Below are 21,306 nucleotides of genomic sequence, written 5' to 3' on the forward strand. Positions count from 1 at the left end.
CAGGGATCCGCGGCCGGGAGCGGCCGTCGGTCAGGGGCCCGCGAGACGGGGCCGGGCCGGTCAGCCCTTGAGCGCCTTGTCGATCGCCGCGGTGAACTCCGGTACGGTCATGGGCGCGTTGTCACTGCCTTCCGCGGTCACCTTCTTGCCGTCCATCATCAGCGTCGGTGTGCCGCTGACCCCGCTCTTGTCGAACGCCCCCGACATCTTGAGGGCCCAGGCGTCGAAGGTGCCGTCCTCGACGTTCTTCTTGAACTTCGCGTTGCTCTTGAGCGCGGGCACCGAATCGGCGATCTTGATGAGGTAGGAGTCCTTGGCGAACTTGTCGTCGTTCTCCTCGGGGTGGAACTCGGCCGAGTAGAGCGCCGCCTTGTAGGCGAGGAACGCGTCGGGGCTCACGTCCAGCGCGGCGCCGAGGGCGCTCAGCGCGTTCTTGGAGCCCTCGCCGTTGGTGGCGTCGTCGATGAAGGTGGCGCCGACGAACTTGATCTTGTATTTGCCGGCCTTGACGTCCTTGTCGACCGTCGGGCCGATCGCCTGCTCGAAGGTCGAGCAGATCGGGCAGCGGGAGTCCTCGTACAGCTCCAGCGTCTTCTTCGCGCTGTCCTTGCCGATGACGACGGTCGTGCCGTTCTCGCCGGAGGTGTTCTTCGGCGCGGTGACCTTCGACTCCTTGGCCACCGACTCCCAGTGGCCCGGCTTGTTGGCCTGCACGATGCCGTAGCCGATGGCACCGGCCACCGCGAGCACCGCGACGCCCGAGCCCGCGACGACGAGCTGCCGGCGCGCCTTGTCCTTCTTGGCCTGCCGCTCGCGCTCCTGGCGCAGCCGCTCGCGGGCCGCCGACTTGTTGGCGTGGCTGTTGCGCTTGCTCATGATCATTCACTCCGTGGGGACGTGTGCGGGATGCGAAAAGAGAAGATGGGGACTTCGTGTCAGGCGCAGAGCGCGACCGGACGAGGAGGTCCCCTCCGTCCCACGGAGTGCACCAGCAGACGCGTACGGGAGGAGCGGGGCGAGTACGGCTCCGGGCGCGGCGCGGTGCGCGCACCCCGGGGGGCGTGCGCCGCGGCGACCGCCAGGAGCAGCGGCCGGAACGCGAACGTGCCCACCGTCCGCACCAGCCCGGCCAGGGCAGCCTCTCCACGCCGCAGCCACGCCGCGGCCAGCAGACCGACACCGACGTGCGCCGCCAGCAGCAGCCACGGCTGTGCCGGATCGGGGGAGCTCAGCAGGGCGGCGAGCCCCTGCCGGTTCACGGGCAGGGCGGCACCCGTCAGCGTGGCGCCCACCTCGCCGCCGCAGAGCACGTCGAAGCCGACCGCGCGCAGCGAACCGGCGACCGGGCCGCCGGCGGGGCCGTAACAGACGTGCTGACCCGTGGTGAAGATCGTGTCCGCGGCCAGCTCCAGCGGGATCAGCAGCCCCGCGATGCGGCGGAAGCCCTGCTCACGGCCCGACAGCATGAAGGCGACCGCGAAGACGCCCCCGGTGACAGCGGCCACGGTGGTCAGCGGCAGCGGGGCCCGGGACAGCAGGACATGGGAGGCGACGGACAGCGTCACGACCAGTGCCGTGAAGATCGCTGCCCGCAGCCCCCTGAGCCGCGTCCCTGAGATGTCCATCGCCGCCGAGTGTGCCATGCCTGTATTAAGAGAGTCTTAAAGAGGATCCGCCGGTGCCGGCGGGTCTACAGCCCAGGAATACGGCCGTTGCGGAACAGATCCACGAAGATCTGGTGGTCGGCCCGCGCCCTGGCCCCGTAGCTGTGCGCGAAGTCGACGAGCAGCTCGCCGAAGCTCTCCTCGTCCGCCGCGATCGCCGCGTCGATGGCCCGCTCGGTGGAGAACGGCACCAGCGAGTGGCCGCTCTCGTCGTCGGCCGCGGCGTGCATGGTCGCCGCCGCCCTGCCGAGGTCGGCCACGACCGCCGCGATCTGAGCCGTGTCGTCGATGTCCGACCAGTCCAGATCCACCGCGTACGGCGAGATCTCCGCCACCAGCTGGCCGCAGCCGTCCAGTTCCGTCCAGCCCAGCCACGGGTCCGCGTGGTCCTGGAGGGCGCGCTGGGAGATCACCGTGCGGTGCCCCTCGTGCTGGAAGTAGCCCCGCACGGCGGGGTCGGTGATGTGCCGGGAGACCGCGGGGGTCTGTGCCTGCTTCATGTAGATCACGACATCGTTCTCGAGGGCGTCGCTGTTGCCCTCCAGGAGGATGTTGTACGACGGCAGGCCCGCGGAGCCGATGCCGATGCCGCGGCGGCCCACGACGTCCTTCACCCGGTAGGAGTCGGGACGGGTGAGGCTCGCCTCTGGCAGCGTCTCCAGGTACCCGTCGAAGGCCGCCAGGACCTTGTACCGGCTGGCGGCGTCCAGCTCGACGGACCCCCCGCCGGCCGCGAACCGGCGCTCGAAGTCACGGATCTCCGTCATCGAGTCCAGCAGCGAGAACCGGGTGAGCGAGCGAGCCACGCGCAGCGCGCCGAGCAGCGGGCCCTCCGCCGTGTCCAGGGTGAACGGCGGCAGCTCGTCGTCCTTCGCGCCGGTCGCCAGGGCGTGGATGCGCTCCCGGTAGGCGGCGGCGCAGATCCGCACCAGGTCGGTGATCTGGTCGTCGCCGAGGGCCTTGGTGTACCCGATCAGGGCCAGCGAGGCGGCGAGCCGCTTCAGGTCCCATGTGAACGGGCCCACATAGGCCTCGTCGAAGTCGTTGACGTTGAAGATCAGCCGGCCGTTGGCGTCCATGTACGTGCCGAAGTTCTCCGCGTGGAGATCGCCGTGGATCCACACCCGGCCCGTCCGCTCGTCCAGGTAGGGGCCGGCGTGCTGCTCCCGCTCCAGGTCGTTGTAGAACAGACACGCCGTGCCCCGGTAGAAGGCGAACGCGGAGGCCGCCATCTTGCGGAACTTGACCCGGAAGGCGGCCGGGTCGGCGGCCAGGAGTTCGCCGAAGGCGGTGTCGAAGACGGCGAGGATCTCCTCGCCGCGCTGCTCGGCGGTGGGCTGCGGGTCCGGCATCGGGGGGTGCCTCCTGGTGCATGGCGGACGGTACGGCTTTTCCGCCCCTCCAACGCGTGAAGGCCCGCAGGAGTGCCCGCGCGTCCCATCCGCCGCCGTCCCTCATCGAGGGGCCTCACTCGCGGCTTCCCCTCGAAGTGTCGGTCCGGCGACGTAGACTTCCAGGCTGTCCACCCAGACTGCTCGCAGCCTGTCGCCCACTGTTCCTCGGAGGCCCGCCGCCGTGACCAAGCCGCCCTTCACGCACCTTCACGTCCACACCCAGTACTCGCTGCTGGACGGTGCTGCGCGGCTCAAGGACATGTTCGACGCGTGCAACGAGATGGGCATGACCCATATCGCCATGTCCGACCACGGCAACCTCCACGGGGCGTACGACTTCTTCCACTCCGCGAAGAAGGCCGGGGTCACCCCGATCATCGGCATCGAGGCGTACGTCGCCCCCGAGTCCCGGCGCAACAAGCGCAAGATCCAGTGGGGCCAGCCGCACCAGAAGCGCGACGACGTCTCCGGCTCCGGCGGCTACACCCACAAGACGATCTGGGCGTCGAACGCGACGGGTCTGCACAACCTCTTCCGGCTCTCCTCCGACGCCTACGCGGAGGGCTGGCTGCAGAAGTGGCCCCGGATGGACAAGGAGACCATCGCCAAGTGGTCCGAGGGCCTGATCGCCTCCACCGGCTGCCCCTCCGGCGAGCTCCAGACCCGTCTGCGCCTCGGCCAGTTCGACGAGGCACTGAAGTCCGCCTCCGAGTACCAGGACATCTTCGGCAAGGACCGGTACTTCCTCGAGCTGATGGACCACGGCATCGAGATCGAACGCCGGGTCCGCGACGGACTGCTGGAGATCGGCAAGAAGCTCGGCATCCCGCCCCTGGTCACGAACGACTCCCACTACACGTACGCGCACGAGGCGACCGCCCACGACGCGCTGCTGTGCATCCAGACCGGCAAGAACCTCTCCGACCCCGACCGCTTCAGGTTCGACGGCACCGGCTACTACCTCAAGTCGACCGACGAGATGTACGCGATCGACTCCTCCGACGCCTGGCAGGAGGGCTGCCGCAACACCCTCCTAGTCGCGCAGCAGGTCGAGACGGAGGGCATGTTCGTCGAGCGCAACCTGATGCCGAAGTTCGACATCCCCGAGGGCCACACCGAGGTGAGCTGGTTCCGCGAGGAGACGATGCGCGGCATGCACCGCCGGTACCCGAACGGCATCCCGGACGACCGGATGAAGCAGGCCGAGTACGAGATGGACACCATCATCTCGATGGGCTTCCCCGGGTACTTCCTCGTCGTCGCCGACTTCATCATGTGGGCCAAGAACCAGGGCATCGCGGTGGGCCCCGGCCGAGGCTCCGCGGCCGGTTCGATCGTCGCGTACGCCATGGGCATCACCGACCTCGACCCGCTCACCCACGGACTGATCTTCGAGCGGTTCCTCAACCCCGAGCGCATCTCCATGCCCGACGTCGACATCGACTTCGACGAGCGCAGGCGCGTCGAGGTGATCAGGTACGTCACGGAGAAGTACGGCGCCGACAAGGTCGCCATGATCGGCACGTACGGCAAGATCAAGGCGAAGAACGCCATCAAGGACTCCGCCCGCGTGCTCGGCTACCCGTACGCGATGGGCGACCGGCTCACCAAGGCCATGCCCGCCGACGTCCTCGGCAAGGGCATCGACCTCAACGGCATCACCGACCCCTCGCACCCGCGCTACAGCGAGGCCGGCGAGATCCGCGCGATGTACGAGAACGAGCCGGACGTGAAGAAGGTCATCGACACCGCCAAGGGTGTCGAGGGCCTGGTCCGGCAGATGGGTGTGCACGCCGCCGGCGTGATCATGTCCAGCGAGACCATCACCGAGCACGTACCTGTGTGGGTCAGGCACACCGACGGCGTGACCATCACCCAGTGGGACTACCCCCAGTGCGAGTCGCTCGGCCTGCTGAAGATGGACTTCCTCGGCCTGCGCAATCTCACGATCATGGACGACGCCATCAAGATGGTGAAGTCCAACAAGGGCATCGACCTGGAGATGCTCTCCCTCCCGCTCGACGACCCCAAGACCTTCGAGCTGCTCCAGCGCGGTGACACCCTCGGCGTCTTCCAGTTCGACGGCGGCCCCATGCGGTCCCTGCTGCGGCTGATGAAGCCCGACAACTTCGAAGACATCTCCGCCGTGTCCGCGCTCTACCGCCCGGGCCCGATGGGCATGAACTCCCACACCAACTACGCGCTGCGCAAGAACAAGCAGCAGGAGATCACGCCGATCCACAAGGAGCTGGAGGAGCCGCTCGAAGAGGTCCTCGCGGTCACCTACGGCCTGATCGTCTACCAGGAGCAGGTCCAGAAGGCCGCCCAGATCATCGCCGGGTACTCGCTCGGCGAGGCCGACATCCTCCGCCGCGTCATGGGCAAGAAGAAGCCCGACGAGCTGGCGAAGAACTTCGTCCTCTTCCAGAAGGGCGCCCGCGAGAAGGGCTACAGCGACGAGGCCATCCAGGCGCTGTGGGACGTGCTGGTCCCGTTCGCCGGATACGCCTTCAACAAGGCCCACTCCGCGGCGTACGGCCTGGTCTCCTACTGGACGGCGTATCTCAAGGCCAACCACCCCGCCGAGTACATGGCGGCGCTGCTCACCTCGGTCAAGGACGACAAGGACAAGTCGGCCGTCTACCTCAACGAGTGCCGGCGCATGGGCATCAAGGTCCTCCCGCCGAATGTCAACGAGTCGATGTCGAACTTCGCCGCGCAGGGCGACGACGTGATCCTCTTCGGCCTCACCGCCGTGCGCAACGTCGGTCAGAACGTCGTCGAGTCGATCATCAAGTCCCGCAAGGCGAAGGGGAAGTACAGCTCCTTCCCGGACTTCCTCGACAAGGTCGAGGCAGTCGTGTGCAACAAGCGCACCGTCGAGTCCCTCATCAAGGCCGGCGCCTTCGACGAGATGGGCCACACCCGCAAGGGACTCGTCGCCCACCACGAACCCATGATCGACAACGTGGTCGCCGTCAAGCGCAAGGAGGCCGAGGGTCAGTTCGACCTCTTCGGCGGCATGGGCGAGGAGGCGACCGACGAGCCGGGCTTCGGACTCGACGTCGAGTTCTCCGACATCGAGTGGGAGAAGTCGTACCTGCTCGCGCAGGAGCGCGAGATGCTCGGCCTGTACGTCTCCGACCACCCGCTCTTCGGCATCGAACACGTACTGTCCGACAAGACGGACGCCGCGATCTCCCAGCTCACCGGCGGTGAGCACTCGGACGGCGCGGTCGTCACCATCGGCGGCATCATCTCCGGCCTGCAGCGCAAGATGACCAAGCAGGGCAACGCCTGGGCGATCGCCACCGTCGAGGACCTGGCCGGCTCCATCGAGTGCATGTTCTTCCCGGCGACGTACCAGCTCGTCTCCACCCAGCTCGTCGAGGACACCGTCGTCTTCGTCAAGGGCCGACTCGACAAGCGCGAGGACATCCCGCGGCTGGTCGCGATGGAGCTGATGGTCCCCGACCTGTCCTCCGCCGGCACCAACGCCCCGGTGGTCGTGACCATCCCGACCGTCAAGGTCACCCCGCCCATGATCAGCCGTCTCGGCGAGATCCTCAGCCACCACAAGGGCAACACCGAGGTACGGATCAAGCTCCAGGGCCCGCGCAAGACCACGGTCCTGCGGCTCGACCGGCACCGGGTCCAGCCCGACCCCGCGCTCTTCGGCGACCTCAAGGTGCTCCTCGGCCCGTCCTGCCTGGCCGGCTGACCGCACCCGCACAGCCGCCGCGCACGCAGAAGGGGCGCTCCCGTTCTCACGGGAGCGCCCCTTCTGGCGTTGCGCTTCACACGTCGAGGCGTGCGGTCAGCACTCCGGTCAGTTGTGGCCGAAGCGCTTCTGCCGGCCCTTGTGGGCCACGTCGGAAGGTGTGACCGACTGCGCCCGTTGCTCGGCCTGAGCCTCCATCGCGGAGCTGCGGGCCTGCTCGGTGCCGCGCTCGGCGGCAGAGGACTTGTTCTGAGCACGATCCTGCTTCTTGTTCTTGGCCATGGGGTGCCTCCTGTGGGGGTGTAGGGGCCAGGGCCGCGACCAGACTCACATACCCGTATAACCGCCGCATTTTGGATCATTGCGGACCGTGACCGGCCCCAGGTGCGACGGTACGGACGTGATCCGCCACGCCGATGATCGAGTTCCGGCCGTTAACCCTCCCGTGGTCGGGCAGACTCGAAGGAAAGCCGGAACAATCCCCGATCCCGAAGCACCGTTGAGCTCGCGAAAGAGGGTGGAACGCGTGGACCGCTGCGTCGTCCTGGTGGACGCCGGCTATCTGCTGGGCGCCGCCGCCAGCCTTCTCGCCGGAGAGCCCGCACGATCGCGGATCACCGTCGACCACGCCGCCCTCATCCAGGGCCTGCGCGAACTCGCGGAAGCCGACACGGAACGGCCCCTGCTCCGTATCTACTGGTTCGACGGCGCCCCCGACCGGGTCCCGCAGCCCGAACACCGGCGGCTGCGGGTCATGCCCCGGGTCACCGTCCGGCTCGGCGCTCTGACCCGCAGCGACGGCCGCTGGGCGCAGAAGGGCGTCGACGCGGCGATGCACGCGGAACTCACCGAACTGGCCAGGAACCGCGCCTGCTCCGACGTGGTCCTCGTGACCGGGGACGGCGACCTGCTGCCCGGCCTGATGTCCGCCAAGGAACACGGCGTCGCCGTCCACCTCTGGGCCGTGCAGGCCGCGGACGGCGACTACAACCAGTCCGAGGACCTCGTCGCGGAGGCGGACGAGCGCCGGGTGCTCGACCGGGCGTGGATCACCCGGGCGGTGCGGGCCAAGGAACTCACCGGCATCTGCGCGCCGCCGCCGGTGCCACGGCCCGAGATCGCGGCCATCCTGTCGGCACCGCTCCCCGAGTCCGCGCTCGCCGCGGCCGCCGAGCGCGCGGAGGACGCCGCGCGCAACGGCAGCCGCACGGCCCCGACGGACAACGGCGCGGAGCCGGTCACCGCGCCCGCCCCCTCGAAGGGCGTGCCCACCCCCAAGGACCTCGCCGGACTGCGCGCCCCCGGCCAGCACACCGTGGCCCCCGCGGCCCCCCAACCCGCCAACGCCACCCTGCGCTGGTCCTCCGACAGGGGCTGGATCGAACGGCCCGGCAGCGGAACGATGGGCGAGCCCCCGGAGACGGCGTCACTGCCGACACTGGCCCAGCTCACCAGCGCGGAACAGCGCTGGGCGGACCGCGAGGAGGACATCACCACCGTCGGTGGCGACCCCTTCGAGGTGGGGCAGGTCTTCGCCCGGCGCTGGATGGAACGGCTGCCTGAGACGGGGCATGTGCAGAAGCTGTCCACCCTCTATCCCCGCATCCCGCACCGCATCGACGGCGAACTGCTGCGCTACGCGGCACGATTCGGACTTCTGGCGCACAAGGACGACCAGATCGACGAGCACGACCGCTATGCGATCCGGGCCGGATTCTGGCGTGAGATCGACGTGAGGACCGCCGCCGAGCACGGCCCGACGGCGGACCAGCCGGGGCCCGAGGGCATCCGGGGCGGACGGACCCCGTAGTCTCGTACCTCGTGAGTACGGTGTGCGTGGTGCGGGATCTGGTCAAGACGTACCCCGCCGCGCGCGGCAGACGGGGTGCGCCGGGGACGCCCGAGGTGCGTGCCACCGACGGCATCAGCCTCGAAGTGCGGCGCGGCGAGATCTTCGGGCTGCTCGGACCCAACGGTGCGGGCAAGTCGACCCTGGTGCGTCAGCTCACCGGACTCATGCGCCCGGACTCGGGCAGTGTCCACCTCCTCGGCCACGATCTCGTACGCCACCCGGAGCGCGCCGCCCGGCTCGTCGGCTACCTCGGCCAGGAGTCCACCGCCCTCGACGAACTGACGGTCGCCCTCGCCGCGGAGACCACCGGACGGCTGCGCGGACTGACCGCACGCGACGCCCGCGCCGAACGGGACGCCGTCCTCGAGGAGCTCGGGCTGACCGGCCTCGCCGCCCGCCCGCTGAAGAAACTGTCCGGCGGCCAGCGCCGGCTCGCCTGCTTCGCCGCGACGCTCGTGGGGCAGCGGCCGGTGCTGGTGCTCGACGAGCCCACCACCGGCATGGACCCCGTCGCGCGCCGCGCCGTCTGGGCGGCGGTCGACCGCCGCCGCGCCGAGCACGGCGCGACCGTGCTGCTCGTCACCCACAACGTCATCGAGGCCGAGACCGTCCTCGACCGGGTCGCCGTCCTCGACCGCGGCCGGGTCATCGCCTGCGACAGCCCCTCCGGGCTGAAGGAACGCGTGGCGGGAGAGGTGCGGGTGGAACTCGTGTGGCGCGACCGCGCCCCGCTCGACGTACCCGAGGTCGCCGCGCTCAGCGGCTCCGCGCAGGAGTCCGGGCGGCGGTGGGTCCTGCGGCTCGCGCCCGAGGAGGCCCGGGCGGCGGTCGCCGCGGTGACCGGCGGTGCGGCGTTCGCGGCGCTCGACGACTTCACGCTGGCCACGCCGAGCCTGGAGGACGTGTATCTGGCACTCGGGGGGAACGCGACGAAAGGGCTGGTCAAGGCGTGAGCATCGTGTCCGCGGAATCCGCCGCGGCGGTGGCCGCACGCGCGACGACGGCGGCGGAGGAGCCCGCCGCGCCGCTCGCGCCGAGGGCGCGGCTGCTGCCCGCGCTGGCCGCCGTGTACCGGGCGCAGCTGTCGCGGGCGCGGGTCGCCCGTATCCCGCTGCTGTTCGTGGCGACCTTCCAGTCGGTCGGGATCATGGTCCTGATGCGGGGAGTCGTCGACGGTGGTGCGGAGGCGCGGGCTGTCGTCGCCGGAGCGAGCGTGCTCGTCGTCGCCTTCGTCGCGCTCAATCTGCTCGCCCAGTACTTCGGCCAGCTGCGTGCCGGGGGCGGCCTCGACCACTACGCCACACTGCCCGTGCCACCCGCGGCCGTGGTGCTGGGCGCCGCCGGGGCGTACGCCTCCTTCACCGTGCCCGGGACGGTGGTGACCGCCGTCGCGGGCAGCGTGCTGTTCCAGCTGCCGCTCACCCATCTGTGGGTGCTGGCCGCGGTGATCCCGCTGTCCGGGGCGGCACTGGCCGGCCTCGGCGCGGCCCTCGGGCTGCTGGCACCGCGTCAGGAGCTGGCCACACTGCTGGGGCAGCTCGGCATGTCGGCGGCGTTGCTGCTCGGCGTGCTCCCGGCCGACCGGCTGCCCGGTCCGGTCTCGTACGCGCGTGATCTGCTGCCGTCCACGTACGGGGTCGAGGCCCTGGCCAGAACGTTCGACGCCCGCCCCGACTGGGCGGCCGTCGGGCTCGACCTCGCGGTCTGCGCGGCCGTGGGTGTCGTCTCGCTGGCCGTCGCGACGTGGGCCTACCGGCGGGCGGCGGTCCGGTGAGGCGTCGCCAGGGCGGGCCTGGCACGATGGCGGGGTGACCGCACCTCTGACGCCGCCGCACCAGCCGCACGACTCCTCCCGGGAGGACAACCCCTGGCAGGCGCCGCCCGCCGGGCCGGGGCCGTCCTCGATGTACGCGCACGAGACGGCGAAGGACCGGGCAGCGGCGGCCGCGGAGCTTCGGAAGGACCTGCGGGACGCCGCGCTCGTGCTGGTGGCCGTGACGCTGCTGGGTGTGGCGCTGGGCCTGCTGTGGCTGTGGCTGGCGCCGCGGGTGCCCCTGATCTCGAACTCCGAGGGTGTCTTCCTCAAGGACACGGAGGGCGAGGCGGCGATCGGCGCGGACGGCACGTTCGTGCTGCTGGCGGTGGCCCTCGGTGCGCTGACCGCGGCCGCGGTCTTCGTCCTCCGCAGGCACGGCGGCGTCGCGCTGGTGCTCGCCCTGGCGCTGGGCGGACTGTTCGCCTCCCTGCTGGGCTGGGGCATCGGCGTGTGGTTCGGGCCGTCGCAGGACGTGGTGGAGCGGGCCCGTGAGGCCGGCGAAGGGGTCACCTTCGACGCGTATCTGGAGCTGCGGGCGAAGGGGGCGCTGCTGGCATGGCCGGTGGCGGCGATGGTGGTGCACCTGGGGCTGACGGCGCTGTTCGGCCCCCGCGACCCGGAGCCGGACTGGCCGGACGCTCCGTCCACGCCTCTGCAGTGACGTTTCGCCCTGTATGTCCCCACCTCCCGCGCCCGAAGGCCGCGGGGAGGCGCGGTGCCGGGGCACGGGAGCCCGGGGGATCCGAACGAGAGGCCTTAGGCGCGGGCGATGGGGGCCAGGGTCGCGGCCGTGTGCGTGGCCAGGTCGGTGGGGGAGAGTTCGACCTCGAGGCCGCGGCGGCCCGCCGACACGCAGATCGTGGCGTGCGCCGACGCCGACGCGTCCAGCACCGTGGGCAGCCGCTTGCGCTGCCCCAGCGGGGAGATGCCGCCACGGACGTAGCCCGTCGTGCGTTCCGCCGCCGCCGGGTCCGCCATCGCCGCCCGTTTGCCGCCGACCGCCGCCGCGAGTGCCTTCAGGTCGAGTTGGCCGGCCACGGGGACGACCGCCACGGTCAGGGTGCCGTCGACGTCCGCGACCAGGGTCTTGAAGACGCGGTCGGGTGAGACGCCGAGTGCCTCCGCCGCCTCCTCGCCGTAGGAGGCGGACGACGGGTCGTGGTCGTAGGCGTGCAGCGTGAAGGCCGTGCCCGCGGCAGTCAGGGCCACGGTGGCGGGCGTGCCGGCCGCCTGCTTCTTCGTCTTCTTCGCCAAGGCAGGTGTCCCTTGCGTCAGTTGGGGCTCGTCGGCCGCCATGTCAGGTCCACCGCGGGCAGCGACGGCAGGTGGCGCAGCAAGGCCGTCTCCGCGCGCAGCAGTGTGAGTTCCTCGCGCAGCCGGGTCGCCGTGTCCGGCGCCTGGAGCAGGCGCTGCCTCGCGGGGTTGTCGAGCACCGCGGCCGCGGCGACGAGGTAGGAGACGACCGACGGCTCGTCGGGGAGCTCCGCGCCCGTCGACAGTGATCGCTCGCGCGCTCCCGCGAGCCGCTTCTGGTAGCTGCGGAAGGCCCGCATCACACCCTCCGCCAGCGCTCCCGCGCCTTCGCCGGGCTCCTCGGGGAGCTCCTCGAGCTCCGCCGTCAGGAACGGCCCGCTCGCGTCGACGGAGAGCAGCCTGACCCGGGTCGTACCGGTGGCGAGCACCTCGAAGCTGCCGTCCCCGCGCTCGCGGATGGTCGCCGCGTCGGCGATGCAGCCCACGCGGTGGAAGGCCTGGAGAGGGTCGGGGCCGAAGCCCGCGGCGGGGCCGCGTTCCAGGGTCGTCGTCGGGTCCGGCATCCCGGGCGCGGCGGGCGCGACCTCACGGCCGTCGCGGATGGCGACCACGGCGAAGCGTCGCGGCTCCTCCTCGTCGGTCTTCAACAGCTCGCGCATCATGGCGCGATAGCGCTCCTCGAAGATGTTCAGAGGCAGCACAAGGCCCGGGAACAGAACCGAGTTCAGCGGGAAGAGCGGCAGGCGAGCGGTGGTCACAGCGGTCAAGAGTAATGGTCGAGCAGACGTACCCGTCGGCCCCGTCCACGCAGCGGCGTCGCCGACGCGACCTCGATGCGTACGCCGTCGCGTGCCTGGAGGAACCGGCCGAGCGGGTCCTCGGTCACCGACGACCAGGGGAAGGACGTCGCGTACGGGCCGATCAGCCGGAACTGCGTGAGCGCCTCGTGCCAGCGTCCTCGCGCCACCAGCACGTACGTGAGCAGGTTGCGGACCTCGGCCGGCCACGGGTCGCCGGGCCCGTACTCGCGGGAGAGCGTGACCGCGAGGTCCGCCGCCGCGTCGATCCGGTCGTCCTGCACAGAGGTCCGCGACTCGCCGCCGAGCAGCTGGGTGTACGCCGCCCGTACCGGAAGCGCCTGCACCAGCGAGCCCGGCAGCGCGTCCGCGGCGGCCTTCTCCGCGAAGTCGAAGCACTCGCGGTGTGAGCCGTACCACTGGGCGGACAGGTATTTGAGGGCCGCCACATGGCAGCCGTAGTGGTGGGAGGAGCGGCGGACGGCCTGCTCCCAGAGCAGCTCGAAGGCGGAGTGCGTGGCGTGTGTGCCGCGGGCGTGGTCGAGCGCGATCCGCCAGGGCACGGGGTCGCCCGGTTCGGCCTGCGCCGCCGCGTCGATCAGCGGGCCCACCTCGCGCAGCTGCTCCGGACGGGCCGGCGACTCCCAGGCCCTGCGGACGGCGAGCTCGGCCTTGACCAGGAGGGCGTCGGCGTCGCGCGGTGCCGCGCCGAGCCAGTCACCGAGCCATTCGTCCCGGTTCCTGGCGAAGGCCGCGAGCCTTCTGACGTACCGGTCGCGGTTCTCCCATTCGGCTGATTCCCGTGTGGTCGCCAGCAGCTTCGCGGCCGGTTCGTACTCACCGAGGGCAGCCGCGACCAGCGCCGGGGCGAGCCGCTCGTCGGGGGCGTCGAGCAGGACCGCCCCGTCCGGGGTGAGGCCGTCGGCGAGCCGCGGCGTATGACGGATCATGCGCGCGGTACGGATCATGGCGCGGAGCAATGGCATGGTGCGGACCATTGAAAACGCGCAGGTGAACGCCGCGCCAGAGGGCGCCTGTGAAGCTTTGGCAGAGGCGGAATGGTTGTCCGGGCGAAGGTCAAGAGACGGTAAAGAAAGAGGTTCAGCCGCGACGGAGCAATCGCGACGCGCCCGCCGCCACGGTGGTGGCGAGAATCCATCCCAGCAGTACCAGCACGGCAGCGGCCCACTGCCAGCCGCCCTGCAGCCGCCAATGGCCGTCCTGGCCGAGATTGATCACCGGCACGAGCAGATCGAGGGCGTACAGCGCCGCGTTCCACTCCGGATGCTCGTCGGGCTTGATGGGCGGCGGGGCGACCTGTGAGAAGGCGATCGCGCCGGCCGCCCACAGGACCGCCATCCACAGCGCCGCCCGGCCCGGCCGGTAGCCGTACGCGACCGTCAGGTCCTGCAGATAGCCCCACAGTTTCCCGGCCAGCGGCAGCGTCTCCCTGCGGCGGCGGTGCTTCGCCAGCAGCACCTCTCGCGCGTCGGCGTCCTCCCCGCTGTTGCGCAGCACGGTCGCCAGCCGCTCGTACGGCTCCGGGGAGTACTCCGGCGTCGCGGAGGCCACCCACTCCAGCCGCCGCGACAGCGGGAACTCCTCGTACGGCACCAGGTTCTCGTAGACGAAGCCGCCCATCGCGAGCCCGCCTGGCCCCGGCCAGCTCGCCGCCAGGTCGATCAGCGTCACGACCTTGGCGCCGTTCAGCACGACCCGCCCCTCCTCGGGGCGCTCCGCGTTGAACCGCAGCTCGGGCGTGGCGATCCGGCGCAGCGACAGCTCCTCGCGAGGGCTCAGCACGAACCTCGCCCGCTGGAGGTCCACCGCGTCGCCGAACCGGCCGTCGTCGAGGCGGACGCCGCCGTGGCACTCGAAGGGCTGGAGCCGGGAGCCACGGGTGACGGGGTTGCCGTACGGATCGGTCCCGAACGGGGGAGTGGCGCCCTGGTTGCCGGTGGACACGCTCACCCAGGCCCCCGTCATGTAGAGCGTGCGCTCCACGGTCAGCTGCGGAGCGTTGAGCGCGCGGCGCTCCGCAGCCGCGCGCAGCCGGCTGCCCCGCAGGCTGAGTGAGACGCCGATCTTCGCGCCGCGCAGGCTGAACTCGCCGTACGTCTCTATCAGCTCGGCCTGTAAGTCCTGGGCGACGGACAGGCCGTCCGCCGTGATCGCCCGGCCCCGGCGGTCCGGCCGGACATGGATCTGGTTGATCAGCAGGTCCGTGCCGATCTGGGCGTCGGTGAGCCGGATGCCGGAGTCGACGCGGCAGCGCGGCAGGTGCAGATCGCCCTCCGTGCGCAGCCTGGCCGCCTCGATGCGCGGGATCGCGCAGCTCACCATGCGCACGGTGGCGAAGTGCGCCTCGGGCATCAGCAGCTCGTTCTCGAAGCGGCAGCCGTTCAGCTCCACGTACGGAGCGATGTTGCCGCCCGCGAGTTTGAGGGTGCCGGTGATCTGGGCGCCGCGCAGTTTGAGCGCCGACACCCGGCCGGGCCGGGCGGCGGGTCCGTTCAGCAGCAGCCGGGCGACGATCGACGCGCGGACACTGCGCTCGGGGCCCCAGGGGCGGGCCGAGAAGGGATCGTTCAGCAGGGGATCGGTGTCACTCAGGTCGTGCGTGCTTCCGTTTCTGAATGCGTTCCACATGCGCAGCTCGGACGGGCTCAGCCCGTCCGGAACCCCGTCGTCCAGCGGCTCGGTCACTGCCGCTCCTCCGCTTCGTTGGCTCGTACAGCTGTTCTTCCCGCTGAGTGACGGGCTGAACGCTAGTGGTGATGGTCAACTTGCGGGACGGATATCAGCCAGTGATACGGAAGAACAGGGGCCGGATCCGGTCTGAGAGAATTGTCTGCGTGCTGCGATCTAAGTTTCTGGCTCGAATCGATTTGCGCGGTGCCGCCCTCCCCGAGGGCGGCGCCCTGCGCGACCTCCTGCCCCGTGCCGAGTTCGACGTGGAAGCCGCCCTGGAGAAGGTGCGGCCCATCTGCGAGGACGTGCATCATCGCGGCGACGCGGCGCTGATCGATTTCGCGGAGAAATTCGACGGTGTGAAGCTGGACCGGGTACGGGTGCCCGCCGAGGCCCTCGCCAGGGCGCTCGAGGAGCTCGACCCCGAGGTCAGGGCCGCCCTCGAGGAGTCCATCCGCCGGGCCAGGATCGTGCACCGCGCCCAGCGCCGCAGCGAGCACACCACCCAGGTCGTCCCCGGCGGCACCGTCACGGAGAAGTGGGTCCCGGTCGACCGTGTCGGCCTTTACGCGCCCGGCGGCCGGTCCGTCTACCCGTCCTCCGTGATCATGAACGTGGTCCCGGCGCAGGAGGCGGGCGTCGAGTCCGTCGCCCTGGCCTCGCCGGCCCAGAAGGAGCACGGCGGCCTGCCGCACCCGACGATCCTCGCCGCCTGCGCACTGCTCGGCGTCGACGAGGTGTACGCGGCCGGCGGCGCCACCGCCGTCGCGATGTTCGCGTACGGCACGGAGTCCTGCGCGCCCGCGAACATGGTCACCGGCCCCGGCAACATCTGGGTCGCCGCAGCCAAGCGCTACTTCACCGGCCGGATCGGCATCGACGCGGAGGCCGGTCCCACCGAGATCGCCGTCCTCGCCGACTCCACCGCCGACCCCGTCCACGTCGCCGCCGACCTGATCAGCCAGGCCGAGCACGACCCGCTGGCCGCCGCCGTGCTCGTCACCGACTCGGAGGAGCTGGCCGACGCTGTGGAGCGGGAGCTGGAGCCGCAGGTCGCCGCCACAAAGCACGTCGAGGACCGGATCAGGCCCGCGCTCACCGGCCGCCAGTCCGCGATCGTGCTCGTCTCCGGCATCGAGGACGGACTCGAGGTCGTCAACGCCTACGGCGCCGAGCACCTGGAGATCCAGACCGCCGACGCCGCCGCCCTCGCCGCCCGGGTCCGCAACGCGGGCGCGGTCTTCGTCGGCCCGTGGGCGCCCGTCTCGCTGGGCGACTACGCGGCCGGCTCCAACCACGTACTGCCGACCGGAGGCTGTGCCTGCCACTCGTCCGGGCTTTCCGTCCAGTCCTTCCTGCGCGGCATCCACATCGTGGACTACACGCGCGACGCCCTCGCCGAGATCACCCACCACGTGGTGACGCTCGCGGAGGCCGAGGACCTGCCGGCGCACGGCGCCGCCCTCAAGGCGAGGTTCGACTGGAAGGTGCCCGGGCAGTGACCGACATCGGCATCGACGATCTCCCGATCCGCGACGAGCTGCGCGGCAAGACCCCGTACGGCGCGCCGCAGCTCGACGTGCCCGTCCGGCTGAACACCAACGAGAACCCCTACCCGCTGCCCGAGCCGCTGGTCGAGCGGATCGCCGAACGGGTGCGCGAGGCCGCCCGGCAGCTCAACCGCTACCCCGACAGGGACGCGGTCGAGCTGCGCACCGAGCTGGCCGCCTACCTCACCCGCACCACCGGCCACCGCGTCGCCTGCGAGAACGTCTGGGCCGCCAACGGCTCCAACGAGGTCATCCAGCAGCTGCTGCAGACCTTCGCCGGGCCCGGCCGCATCGCGATCGGCTTCGAGCCGTCGTACTCGATGCACGGTCTGATCTCCCGCGGCACCGGCACCGGCTGGATCTCCGGGCCGCGCAGGGACGACTTCACCATCGACACCGCGGCTGCCGAGGCCGCCCTCGCGGAGCACCGCCCGGACGTGGTGTTCATCACCTCGCCCAACAACCCCACGGGCACCGCGGTCGACGCCGCGACGGTCCTCGCGCTGTACGACGCCGCGCAGGCGGCGAAGCCGTCGCTGGTCGTCGTGGACGAGGCCTACGTGGAGTTCAGCCACCGCCCCTCGCTGCTGCGCCTGATCGAGGGCCGGCCGAATCTGGTGGTCTCCCGGACCATGTCCAAGGCGTTCGGCGCCGCCGGACTGCGTCTCGGCTACCTGGCCGCGCACCCCGCCGTGGTCGACGCCGTACAGCTGGTGCGCCTGCCGTACCACCTGTCCGCCGTCACCCAGGCCACCGCGCTCGCCGCGCTGGAGCACACGGATACGCTGCTCGGGTACGTGGAGCAGCTGAAGACCCAGCGCGACCGGCTGGTCGTGGAACTGCGGGCGCTCGGATACGAGGTCACCGAGTCCGACGCCAACTTCGTGCAGTTCGGCCGGTTCGACGACGCCCAGGCGGCGTGGCGGCGGATCCTCGACCGGGGCGTGCTGGTCCGCGACAACGGCGTACCGGGATGGCTGCGGGTCACCGCAGGCACACCGGAAGAGAACGACGCGTTCCTCGATGCGGTTCGCGCTTTGAAGAAGGAGCACAGTTCATGAGCGGCCGCGTAGGACGGGTCGAGCGCACCACCAAGGAGACCTCCGTCGTCGTCGAGATCGACCTCGACGGCACCGGCAAGGTCGATGTCGCCACCGGCGTCGGCTTCTACGACCACATGCTCGACCAGCTCGGCCGGCACGGTCTGTTCGACCTCACCGTCAAGACCGAGGGCGACCTGCACATCGACACGCACCACACCATCGAGGACACCGCCCTCGCGCTGGGCGCGGCCTTCAAGCAGGCCCTCGGCGACAAGGTGGGCATCTACCGCTTCGGCAACTGCACCGTGCCCCTGGACGAGTCCCTCGCCCAGGTCACCGTCGACCTGTCGGGCCGCCCGTACCTGGTGCACACCGAGCCGGAGAACATGGCGCCGATGATCGGCGGCTACGACACGACGATGACCCGGCACATCTTCGAGTCCTTCGTCGCGCAGGCGCAGATCGCCATGCACATCCACGTCCCGTACGGGCGCAACGCCCACCACATCGTGGAGTGCCAGTTCAAGGCCCTCGCCCGCGCCCTGCGGTACGCCTCGGAGCGCGACCCGCGCGCGGCCGGAATCCTGCCTTCCACGAAGGGTGCGCTGTGACCGGCCTGTCGACCGTTCTCATCGTCGTCGGGCTGTTCCTCGCCGGCGGTGTGTACTCCTTCAAGAAGCAGCAGATGCCCAAGGGCCCCGTCGTGCTCCTCGCGGGGGCCTCCGCGATGTGTCTGGTCGCCGGCGTCATGCGGATCCAGGGGATCTGGGGATGACCACCACGACACCGCGGAAGAAGGTCGTCGTCTTCGACTACGGGTTCGGAAACGTCCGCTCCGCCGAGCGCGCGCTCGCCCGGGTCGGTGCCGACGTCGAGATCACCCGCGACTACGACAGGGCGATGAACGCCGACGGGCTCCTCGTCCCCGGCGTGGGCGCGTTCTCCGCCTGCATGGACGGTCTGAGGAAGGCCCGCGGCGAGTGGGTCGTCGACCGGAGGCTCTCCGGCGGACGCCCCGTCATGGGCATCTGCGTCGGCATGCAGATCCTCTTCGCCCGCGGCATCGAGCACGGCGTGGAGACCGAAGGCCTCGACGAGTGGCCCGGCACCGTCGGCCCGCTCGACGCCCCTGTCGTACCGCACATGGGCTGGAACACCGTCGACGCCCCCGCGGACAGCAAGCTCTTCGCCGGCGTCGACGACGACGCCCGGTTCTACTTCGTGCACTCCTACGCCGTCCACGAGTGGAGCCTCGAAGTCACCAACCCGGCCATCCGCGCACCCCAGGTCACCTGGGCGACGCACGGCGAGCCCTTCGTCGCCGCCGTCGAGAACGGCGCCCTGTGGGCCACCCAGTTCCACCCCGAGAAGTCCGGCGACGCCGGCGCCCAGCTGCTCACGAATTGGATCGAGACGCTCTGATGCCGAAGCTTGAACTCCTTCCCGCAGTCGACGTCCGCGACGGCCAGGCCGTCCGCCTCGTCCACGGCGAGTCCGGTAGCGAGACGTCCTACGGCTCCCCGCTCGAGGCCGCGCTCACCTGGCAGCGCGCCGGCGCCGAGTGGCTCCACCTCGTGGACCTCGACGCCGCCTTCGGCACCGGCGACAACCGCGCGCTGATCGCGGAGGTCGCCGCAGCCATGGACATCAAGGTCGAGCTCTCCGGCGGCATCCGCGACGACGCGTCGCTGGAGGCCGCGCTCGCCACCGGCTGCCGCCGCGTCAACCTCGGCACCGCCGCGCTGGAGACCCCCGAGTGGGTCGCCAAGGTCATCGCCGAGCACGGCGACAAGATCGCCGTCGGCCTCGACGTACGGGGCACCACCCTGCGCGGCCGCGGCTGGACGCGCGACGGCGGCGACCTGTACGAGACCCTGGCCCGCCTCGACTCCGAGGGCTGCGCCCGCTACGTCGTCACCGACATCGCCAAGGACGGCACCCTCCAGGGCCCCAACCTGGAGCTGCTGAAGAACGTCTGTGCGGCCACCGACAAGCCGGTCGTCGCCTCCGGCGGCGTGTCGTCCCTCGACGACCTCCGTGCCATCGCGTCCCTGGTCCCCGAGGGTGTCGAGGGCGCCATCGTCGGCAAGGCCCTGTACGCCGAGGCGTTCACTCTCGAGGAGGCCCTCGCGGCGGTGTCCGAATGACCGGTTCCGTGCGCCGTGTCGGCTCCGACGGCCCGTGGGAGGAGTCCTTCGGCTACTCCCGCGCCGTCGAACTGCCGAACGGCCTGGTCCTGGTCTCCGGCTGCACGTCGGTCCGCGGCGGCGAGATCGCCGCGGGCAGCCCGTACGAGCAGACCGTGACCGCCTTCGGCGTGGCGATCGACGCGCTCCGGCAGCTCGGGCTCGGCGCCGGGGACGTCGTGCGCACCCGGATGTACATCACGCACGCCCGCGACGTGGACGAGGTCGGGCGCGCCCACAAGGAGATCTTCGACGAGGTCCGGCCGGCCGCGTCGATGCTCGTGGTCTCCGGCTTCGTCGACCCCTCGCTGGTCGTCGAGGTCGAGGTCGAGGCGTACCGGCCGACCGGAACCGATGGAGGTGCCGCATGACCCTCGCGGTACGGGTGATCCCCTGCCTGGACGTCGACAACGGACGGGTGGTCAAGGGCGTCAACTTCCAGAACCTGCGTGACGCGGGCGATCCCGTCGAGATGGCCAGGCTGTACGACGCCGAGGGCGCCGACGAGCTGACCTTCCTCGACATCACCGCCTCGTCCGGCAACCGGGAGACCACCTACGACGTGGTGCGCCGCACCGCCGAGCAGGTCTTCATCCCGCTCACCGTCGGCGGCGGCGTGCGCACGGCGGAGGACGTCGACAAGCTGCTGCGGGCGGGTGCCGACAAGGTCGGCGTCAACACCGCGGCGATCGCACGGCCGGACCTGATCCGCGAGATCGCCGAGCGGTTCGGCCGCCAGGTGCTGGTGCTCTCCGTCGACGCCCGGCGCACCCCGGACGGCTCGTTCGAGGTGACGACGCACGGCGGTCGCAAGGGCACCGGCATCGACGCCGTCGAGTGGGCGCACCGGGCGGCCGAGCTGGGGGCGGGGGAGATCCTGCTCAACTCCATGGACGCCGACGGCACCAAGGACGGCTACGACACCGAGATGATCGCCGCCGTCCGTGGGCACGTCACGGTCCCGGTGATCGCCTCCGGTGGCGCGGGCCGGCTCGCCGACTTCCCGCCGGCCGTCGACGCGGGCGCGGACGCGGTGCTCGCGGCCTCGGTGTTCCACTTCGGCGACCTGCGGATCTCGCAGGTCAAGGACGCGCTGCGGGAGGCGGGCCACCCGGTCCGCTGAGGGTCCTCCGTGGCCCGGTCCCGGTGACGAGGCCGTCCGGTCCCGGTGATGGGGCTGCTCGGGCTGGTGATCCGGCCCTCCGGTCCCGGTGATGAGACCCCTCGGGTCCCTGACCCAGCCGTCCGTCCCGGTGACCCCCGCCGTCCGGTCCTGGTGACCCCGCCGTCCGGCCGGGTCACCAAGACCGGTGAAGTTGCCGATGTGCGCCGACCGGA

21 protein-coding genes are annotated in these 21,306 nt (G+C 71.0%); 13 read left to right on the top strand and 8 right to left on the bottom strand.

Features of this window, described 5'->3' with window-relative positions; translation table 11 throughout:
- Positions 1 to 60: 60 nt before the first annotated feature.
- The 3 genes from ACFYV1_RS10455 to ACFYV1_RS10465 all read right to left on the bottom strand — a co-directional run bounded on the left by ACFYV1_RS10455 (position 61) and on the right by ACFYV1_RS10465 (position 3,016).
- The gene (locus tag ACFYV1_RS10455) at positions 61 to 876 is read right to left on the bottom strand and encodes a thioredoxin domain-containing protein (RefSeq protein ID WP_389395023.1); all 816 of its coding nucleotides are present in this window, start codon (positions 874 to 876) and stop codon (positions 61 to 63) included.
- Between the two features lie 59 nt (positions 877 to 935).
- Entirely contained in the window at positions 936 to 1,625 is a 690-nt protein-coding gene (locus tag ACFYV1_RS10460) for a hypothetical protein (RefSeq protein ID WP_389395024.1), read from the bottom strand.
- Positions 1,626 to 1,690: 65 nt separating this feature from the next.
- Positions 1,691 to 3,016, bottom strand: a complete 1,326-nt coding sequence (locus ACFYV1_RS10465; protein ID WP_389395025.1) for a DUF2252 domain-containing protein — start codon at positions 3,014 to 3,016, stop codon at positions 1,691 to 1,693.
- A gap of 223 nt (positions 3,017 to 3,239) precedes the next feature.
- Here ACFYV1_RS10465 and dnaE point away from each other — a divergent pair, with 223 nt between their 5' ends.
- On the top strand, positions 3,240 to 6,779 hold the full coding sequence (gene dnaE / locus ACFYV1_RS10470) for a DNA polymerase III subunit alpha (protein WP_389395026.1): 3,540 nt from the start codon (positions 3,240 to 3,242) through the stop codon (positions 6,777 to 6,779).
- A gap of 108 nt (positions 6,780 to 6,887) precedes the next feature.
- Here the strand turns inward: dnaE and ACFYV1_RS10475 are convergent, their stop codons facing one another.
- Complete coding sequence (locus ACFYV1_RS10475; RefSeq protein WP_389395027.1) at positions 6,888 to 7,061, bottom strand: hypothetical protein; 174 nt, start codon at positions 7,059 to 7,061, stop codon at positions 6,888 to 6,890.
- 235 nt (positions 7,062 to 7,296) lie between these two features.
- On the opposite strand from ACFYV1_RS10475, the gene ACFYV1_RS10480 reads away from it, so the two are divergent.
- From ACFYV1_RS10480 to ACFYV1_RS10495, 4 genes are read left to right on the top strand one after another with little or no spacing between them, the layout of a single operon-like run.
- Positions 7,297 to 8,589 (top strand): NYN domain-containing protein, encoded by a 1,293-nt coding sequence (locus ACFYV1_RS10480; RefSeq protein ID WP_389395028.1) that lies wholly within the window; start codon positions 7,297 to 7,299, stop codon positions 8,587 to 8,589.
- Positions 8,590 to 8,609: 20 nt separating this feature from the next.
- On the top strand, positions 8,610 to 9,584 hold the full coding sequence (locus tag ACFYV1_RS10485) for an ABC transporter ATP-binding protein (RefSeq protein ID WP_389395282.1): 975 nt from the start codon (positions 8,610 to 8,612) through the stop codon (positions 9,582 to 9,584).
- Positions 9,581 to 10,405, top strand: coding sequence for an ABC transporter permease (locus tag ACFYV1_RS10490; protein ID WP_389395029.1), 825 nt, complete (start codon positions 9,581 to 9,583; stop codon positions 10,403 to 10,405). Before ACFYV1_RS10485 ends, ACFYV1_RS10490 begins: the two co-directional genes overlap by 4 nt.
- A 34-nt stretch (positions 10,406 to 10,439) precedes the next feature.
- A complete protein-coding gene (locus ACFYV1_RS10495; RefSeq protein WP_389395030.1) occupies positions 10,440 to 11,108 on the top strand; it encodes an ABC transporter permease in 669 nt (222 codons plus the stop codon).
- A gap of 95 nt (positions 11,109 to 11,203) precedes the next feature.
- Here ACFYV1_RS10495 and ybaK read toward each other — a convergent pair whose 3' ends face one another.
- From ybaK to ACFYV1_RS10515, 4 genes are all read right to left on the bottom strand, one after another.
- Positions 11,204 to 11,701, bottom strand: a complete 498-nt coding sequence (ybaK, locus tag ACFYV1_RS10500; RefSeq protein ID WP_389395031.1) for a Cys-tRNA(Pro) deacylase — start codon at positions 11,699 to 11,701, stop codon at positions 11,204 to 11,206.
- Positions 11,702 to 11,718: 17 nt separating this feature from the next.
- A complete protein-coding gene (locus tag ACFYV1_RS10505) occupies positions 11,719 to 12,459 on the bottom strand; it encodes an LON peptidase substrate-binding domain-containing protein (protein ID WP_389395032.1) in 741 nt (246 codons plus the stop codon).
- Between the two features lie 5 nt (positions 12,460 to 12,464).
- On the bottom strand, positions 12,465 to 13,496 hold the full coding sequence (locus tag ACFYV1_RS10510) for a hypothetical protein (RefSeq protein WP_389395033.1): 1,032 nt from the start codon (positions 13,494 to 13,496) through the stop codon (positions 12,465 to 12,467).
- A 103-nt stretch (positions 13,497 to 13,599) separates the two neighbouring features.
- Entirely contained in the window at positions 13,600 to 15,204 is a 1,605-nt protein-coding gene (locus tag ACFYV1_RS10515) for an oxidoreductase (protein ID WP_389395034.1), read from the bottom strand.
- Positions 15,205 to 15,356: 152 nt separating this feature from the next.
- On the opposite strand from ACFYV1_RS10515, the gene hisD reads away from it, so the two are divergent.
- Genes hisD through hisF form a run of 8 tightly spaced genes read left to right on the top strand, consistent with a single transcriptional unit; the run spans position 15,357 to position 21,091 of the window.
- Entirely contained in the window at positions 15,357 to 16,691 is a 1,335-nt protein-coding gene (gene hisD, locus ACFYV1_RS10520; RefSeq protein ID WP_389395283.1) for a histidinol dehydrogenase, read from the top strand.
- The gene (locus ACFYV1_RS10525; RefSeq protein WP_389395035.1) at positions 16,688 to 17,800 is read left to right on the top strand and encodes a histidinol-phosphate transaminase; all 1,113 of its coding nucleotides are present in this window, start codon (positions 16,688 to 16,690) and stop codon (positions 17,798 to 17,800) included. The genes hisD and ACFYV1_RS10525 overlap by 4 nt, the downstream gene beginning before the upstream one ends.
- On the top strand, positions 17,797 to 18,393 hold the full coding sequence (hisB, locus tag ACFYV1_RS10530) for an imidazoleglycerol-phosphate dehydratase HisB (RefSeq protein ID WP_389395036.1): 597 nt from the start codon (positions 17,797 to 17,799) through the stop codon (positions 18,391 to 18,393). The genes ACFYV1_RS10525 and hisB overlap by 4 nt, the downstream gene beginning before the upstream one ends.
- Entirely contained in the window at positions 18,390 to 18,557 is a 168-nt protein-coding gene (locus ACFYV1_RS10535) for a hypothetical protein (RefSeq protein ID WP_389395037.1), read from the top strand. The genes hisB and ACFYV1_RS10535 overlap by 4 nt, the downstream gene beginning before the upstream one ends.
- Complete coding sequence (gene hisH / locus ACFYV1_RS10540) at positions 18,554 to 19,204, top strand: imidazole glycerol phosphate synthase subunit HisH (protein WP_389395038.1); 651 nt, start codon at positions 18,554 to 18,556, stop codon at positions 19,202 to 19,204. Before ACFYV1_RS10535 ends, hisH begins: the two co-directional genes overlap by 4 nt.
- Entirely contained in the window at positions 19,204 to 19,929 is a 726-nt protein-coding gene (gene priA, locus ACFYV1_RS10545) for a bifunctional 1-(5-phosphoribosyl)-5-((5-phosphoribosylamino)methylideneamino)imidazole-4-carboxamide isomerase/phosphoribosylanthranilate isomerase PriA (RefSeq protein ID WP_389395039.1), read from the top strand. The genes hisH and priA overlap by 1 nt, the downstream gene beginning before the upstream one ends.
- Positions 19,926 to 20,339: a RidA family protein gene (locus ACFYV1_RS10550; protein ID WP_389395040.1), complete on the top strand. Its 414-nt coding sequence runs from the start codon at positions 19,926 to 19,928 to the stop codon at positions 20,337 to 20,339. The genes priA and ACFYV1_RS10550 overlap by 4 nt, the downstream gene beginning before the upstream one ends.
- Positions 20,336 to 21,091, top strand: coding sequence for an imidazole glycerol phosphate synthase subunit HisF (hisF, locus tag ACFYV1_RS10555; RefSeq protein WP_389395041.1), 756 nt, complete (start codon positions 20,336 to 20,338; stop codon positions 21,089 to 21,091). Before ACFYV1_RS10550 ends, hisF begins: the two co-directional genes overlap by 4 nt.
- The last annotated feature ends 215 nt before the right edge of the window (positions 21,092 to 21,306 follow it).

The sequence above is a fragment of the Streptomyces sp. NPDC003023 genome, from assembly GCF_042888225.1.
Classification (GTDB): Bacteria; Actinomycetota; Actinomycetes; order Streptomycetales; family Streptomycetaceae; genus Streptomyces.

Excerpts from the sequence above, each read along its gene's own strand:
- priA (WP_389395039.1), top strand. The coding sequence starts at position 19,204 with ATGCCGAAGCTTGAACTCCTTCCCGCAGTCGACGTCCGCGACGGCCAG.
- hisH (WP_389395038.1), top strand. The coding sequence starts at position 18,554 with ATGACCACCACGACACCGCGGAAGAAGGTCGTCGTCTTCGACTACGGG.
- ACFYV1_RS10460 (WP_389395024.1), bottom strand. The coding sequence starts at position 1,625 with ATGGACATCTCAGGGACGCGGCTCAGGGGGCTGCGGGCAGCGATCTTC.
- ACFYV1_RS10550 (WP_389395040.1), top strand. The coding sequence starts at position 19,926 with ATGACCGGTTCCGTGCGCCGTGTCGGCTCCGACGGCCCGTGGGAGGAG.
- ACFYV1_RS10465 (WP_389395025.1), bottom strand. The coding sequence starts at position 3,016 with ATGCCGGACCCGCAGCCCACCGCCGAGCAGCGCGGCGAGGAGATCCTC.
- ACFYV1_RS10455 (WP_389395023.1), bottom strand. The coding sequence starts at position 876 with ATGAGCAAGCGCAACAGCCACGCCAACAAGTCGGCGGCCCGCGAGCGG.
- ACFYV1_RS10475 (WP_389395027.1), bottom strand. The coding sequence starts at position 7,061 with ATGGCCAAGAACAAGAAGCAGGATCGTGCTCAGAACAAGTCCTCTGCC.
- hisB (WP_389395036.1), top strand. The coding sequence starts at position 17,797 with ATGAGCGGCCGCGTAGGACGGGTCGAGCGCACCACCAAGGAGACCTCC.
- hisF (WP_389395041.1), top strand. The coding sequence starts at position 20,336 with ATGACCCTCGCGGTACGGGTGATCCCCTGCCTGGACGTCGACAACGGA.
- ACFYV1_RS10510 (WP_389395033.1), bottom strand. The coding sequence starts at position 13,496 with ATGGTCCGCACCATGCCATTGCTCCGCGCCATGATCCGTACCGCGCGC.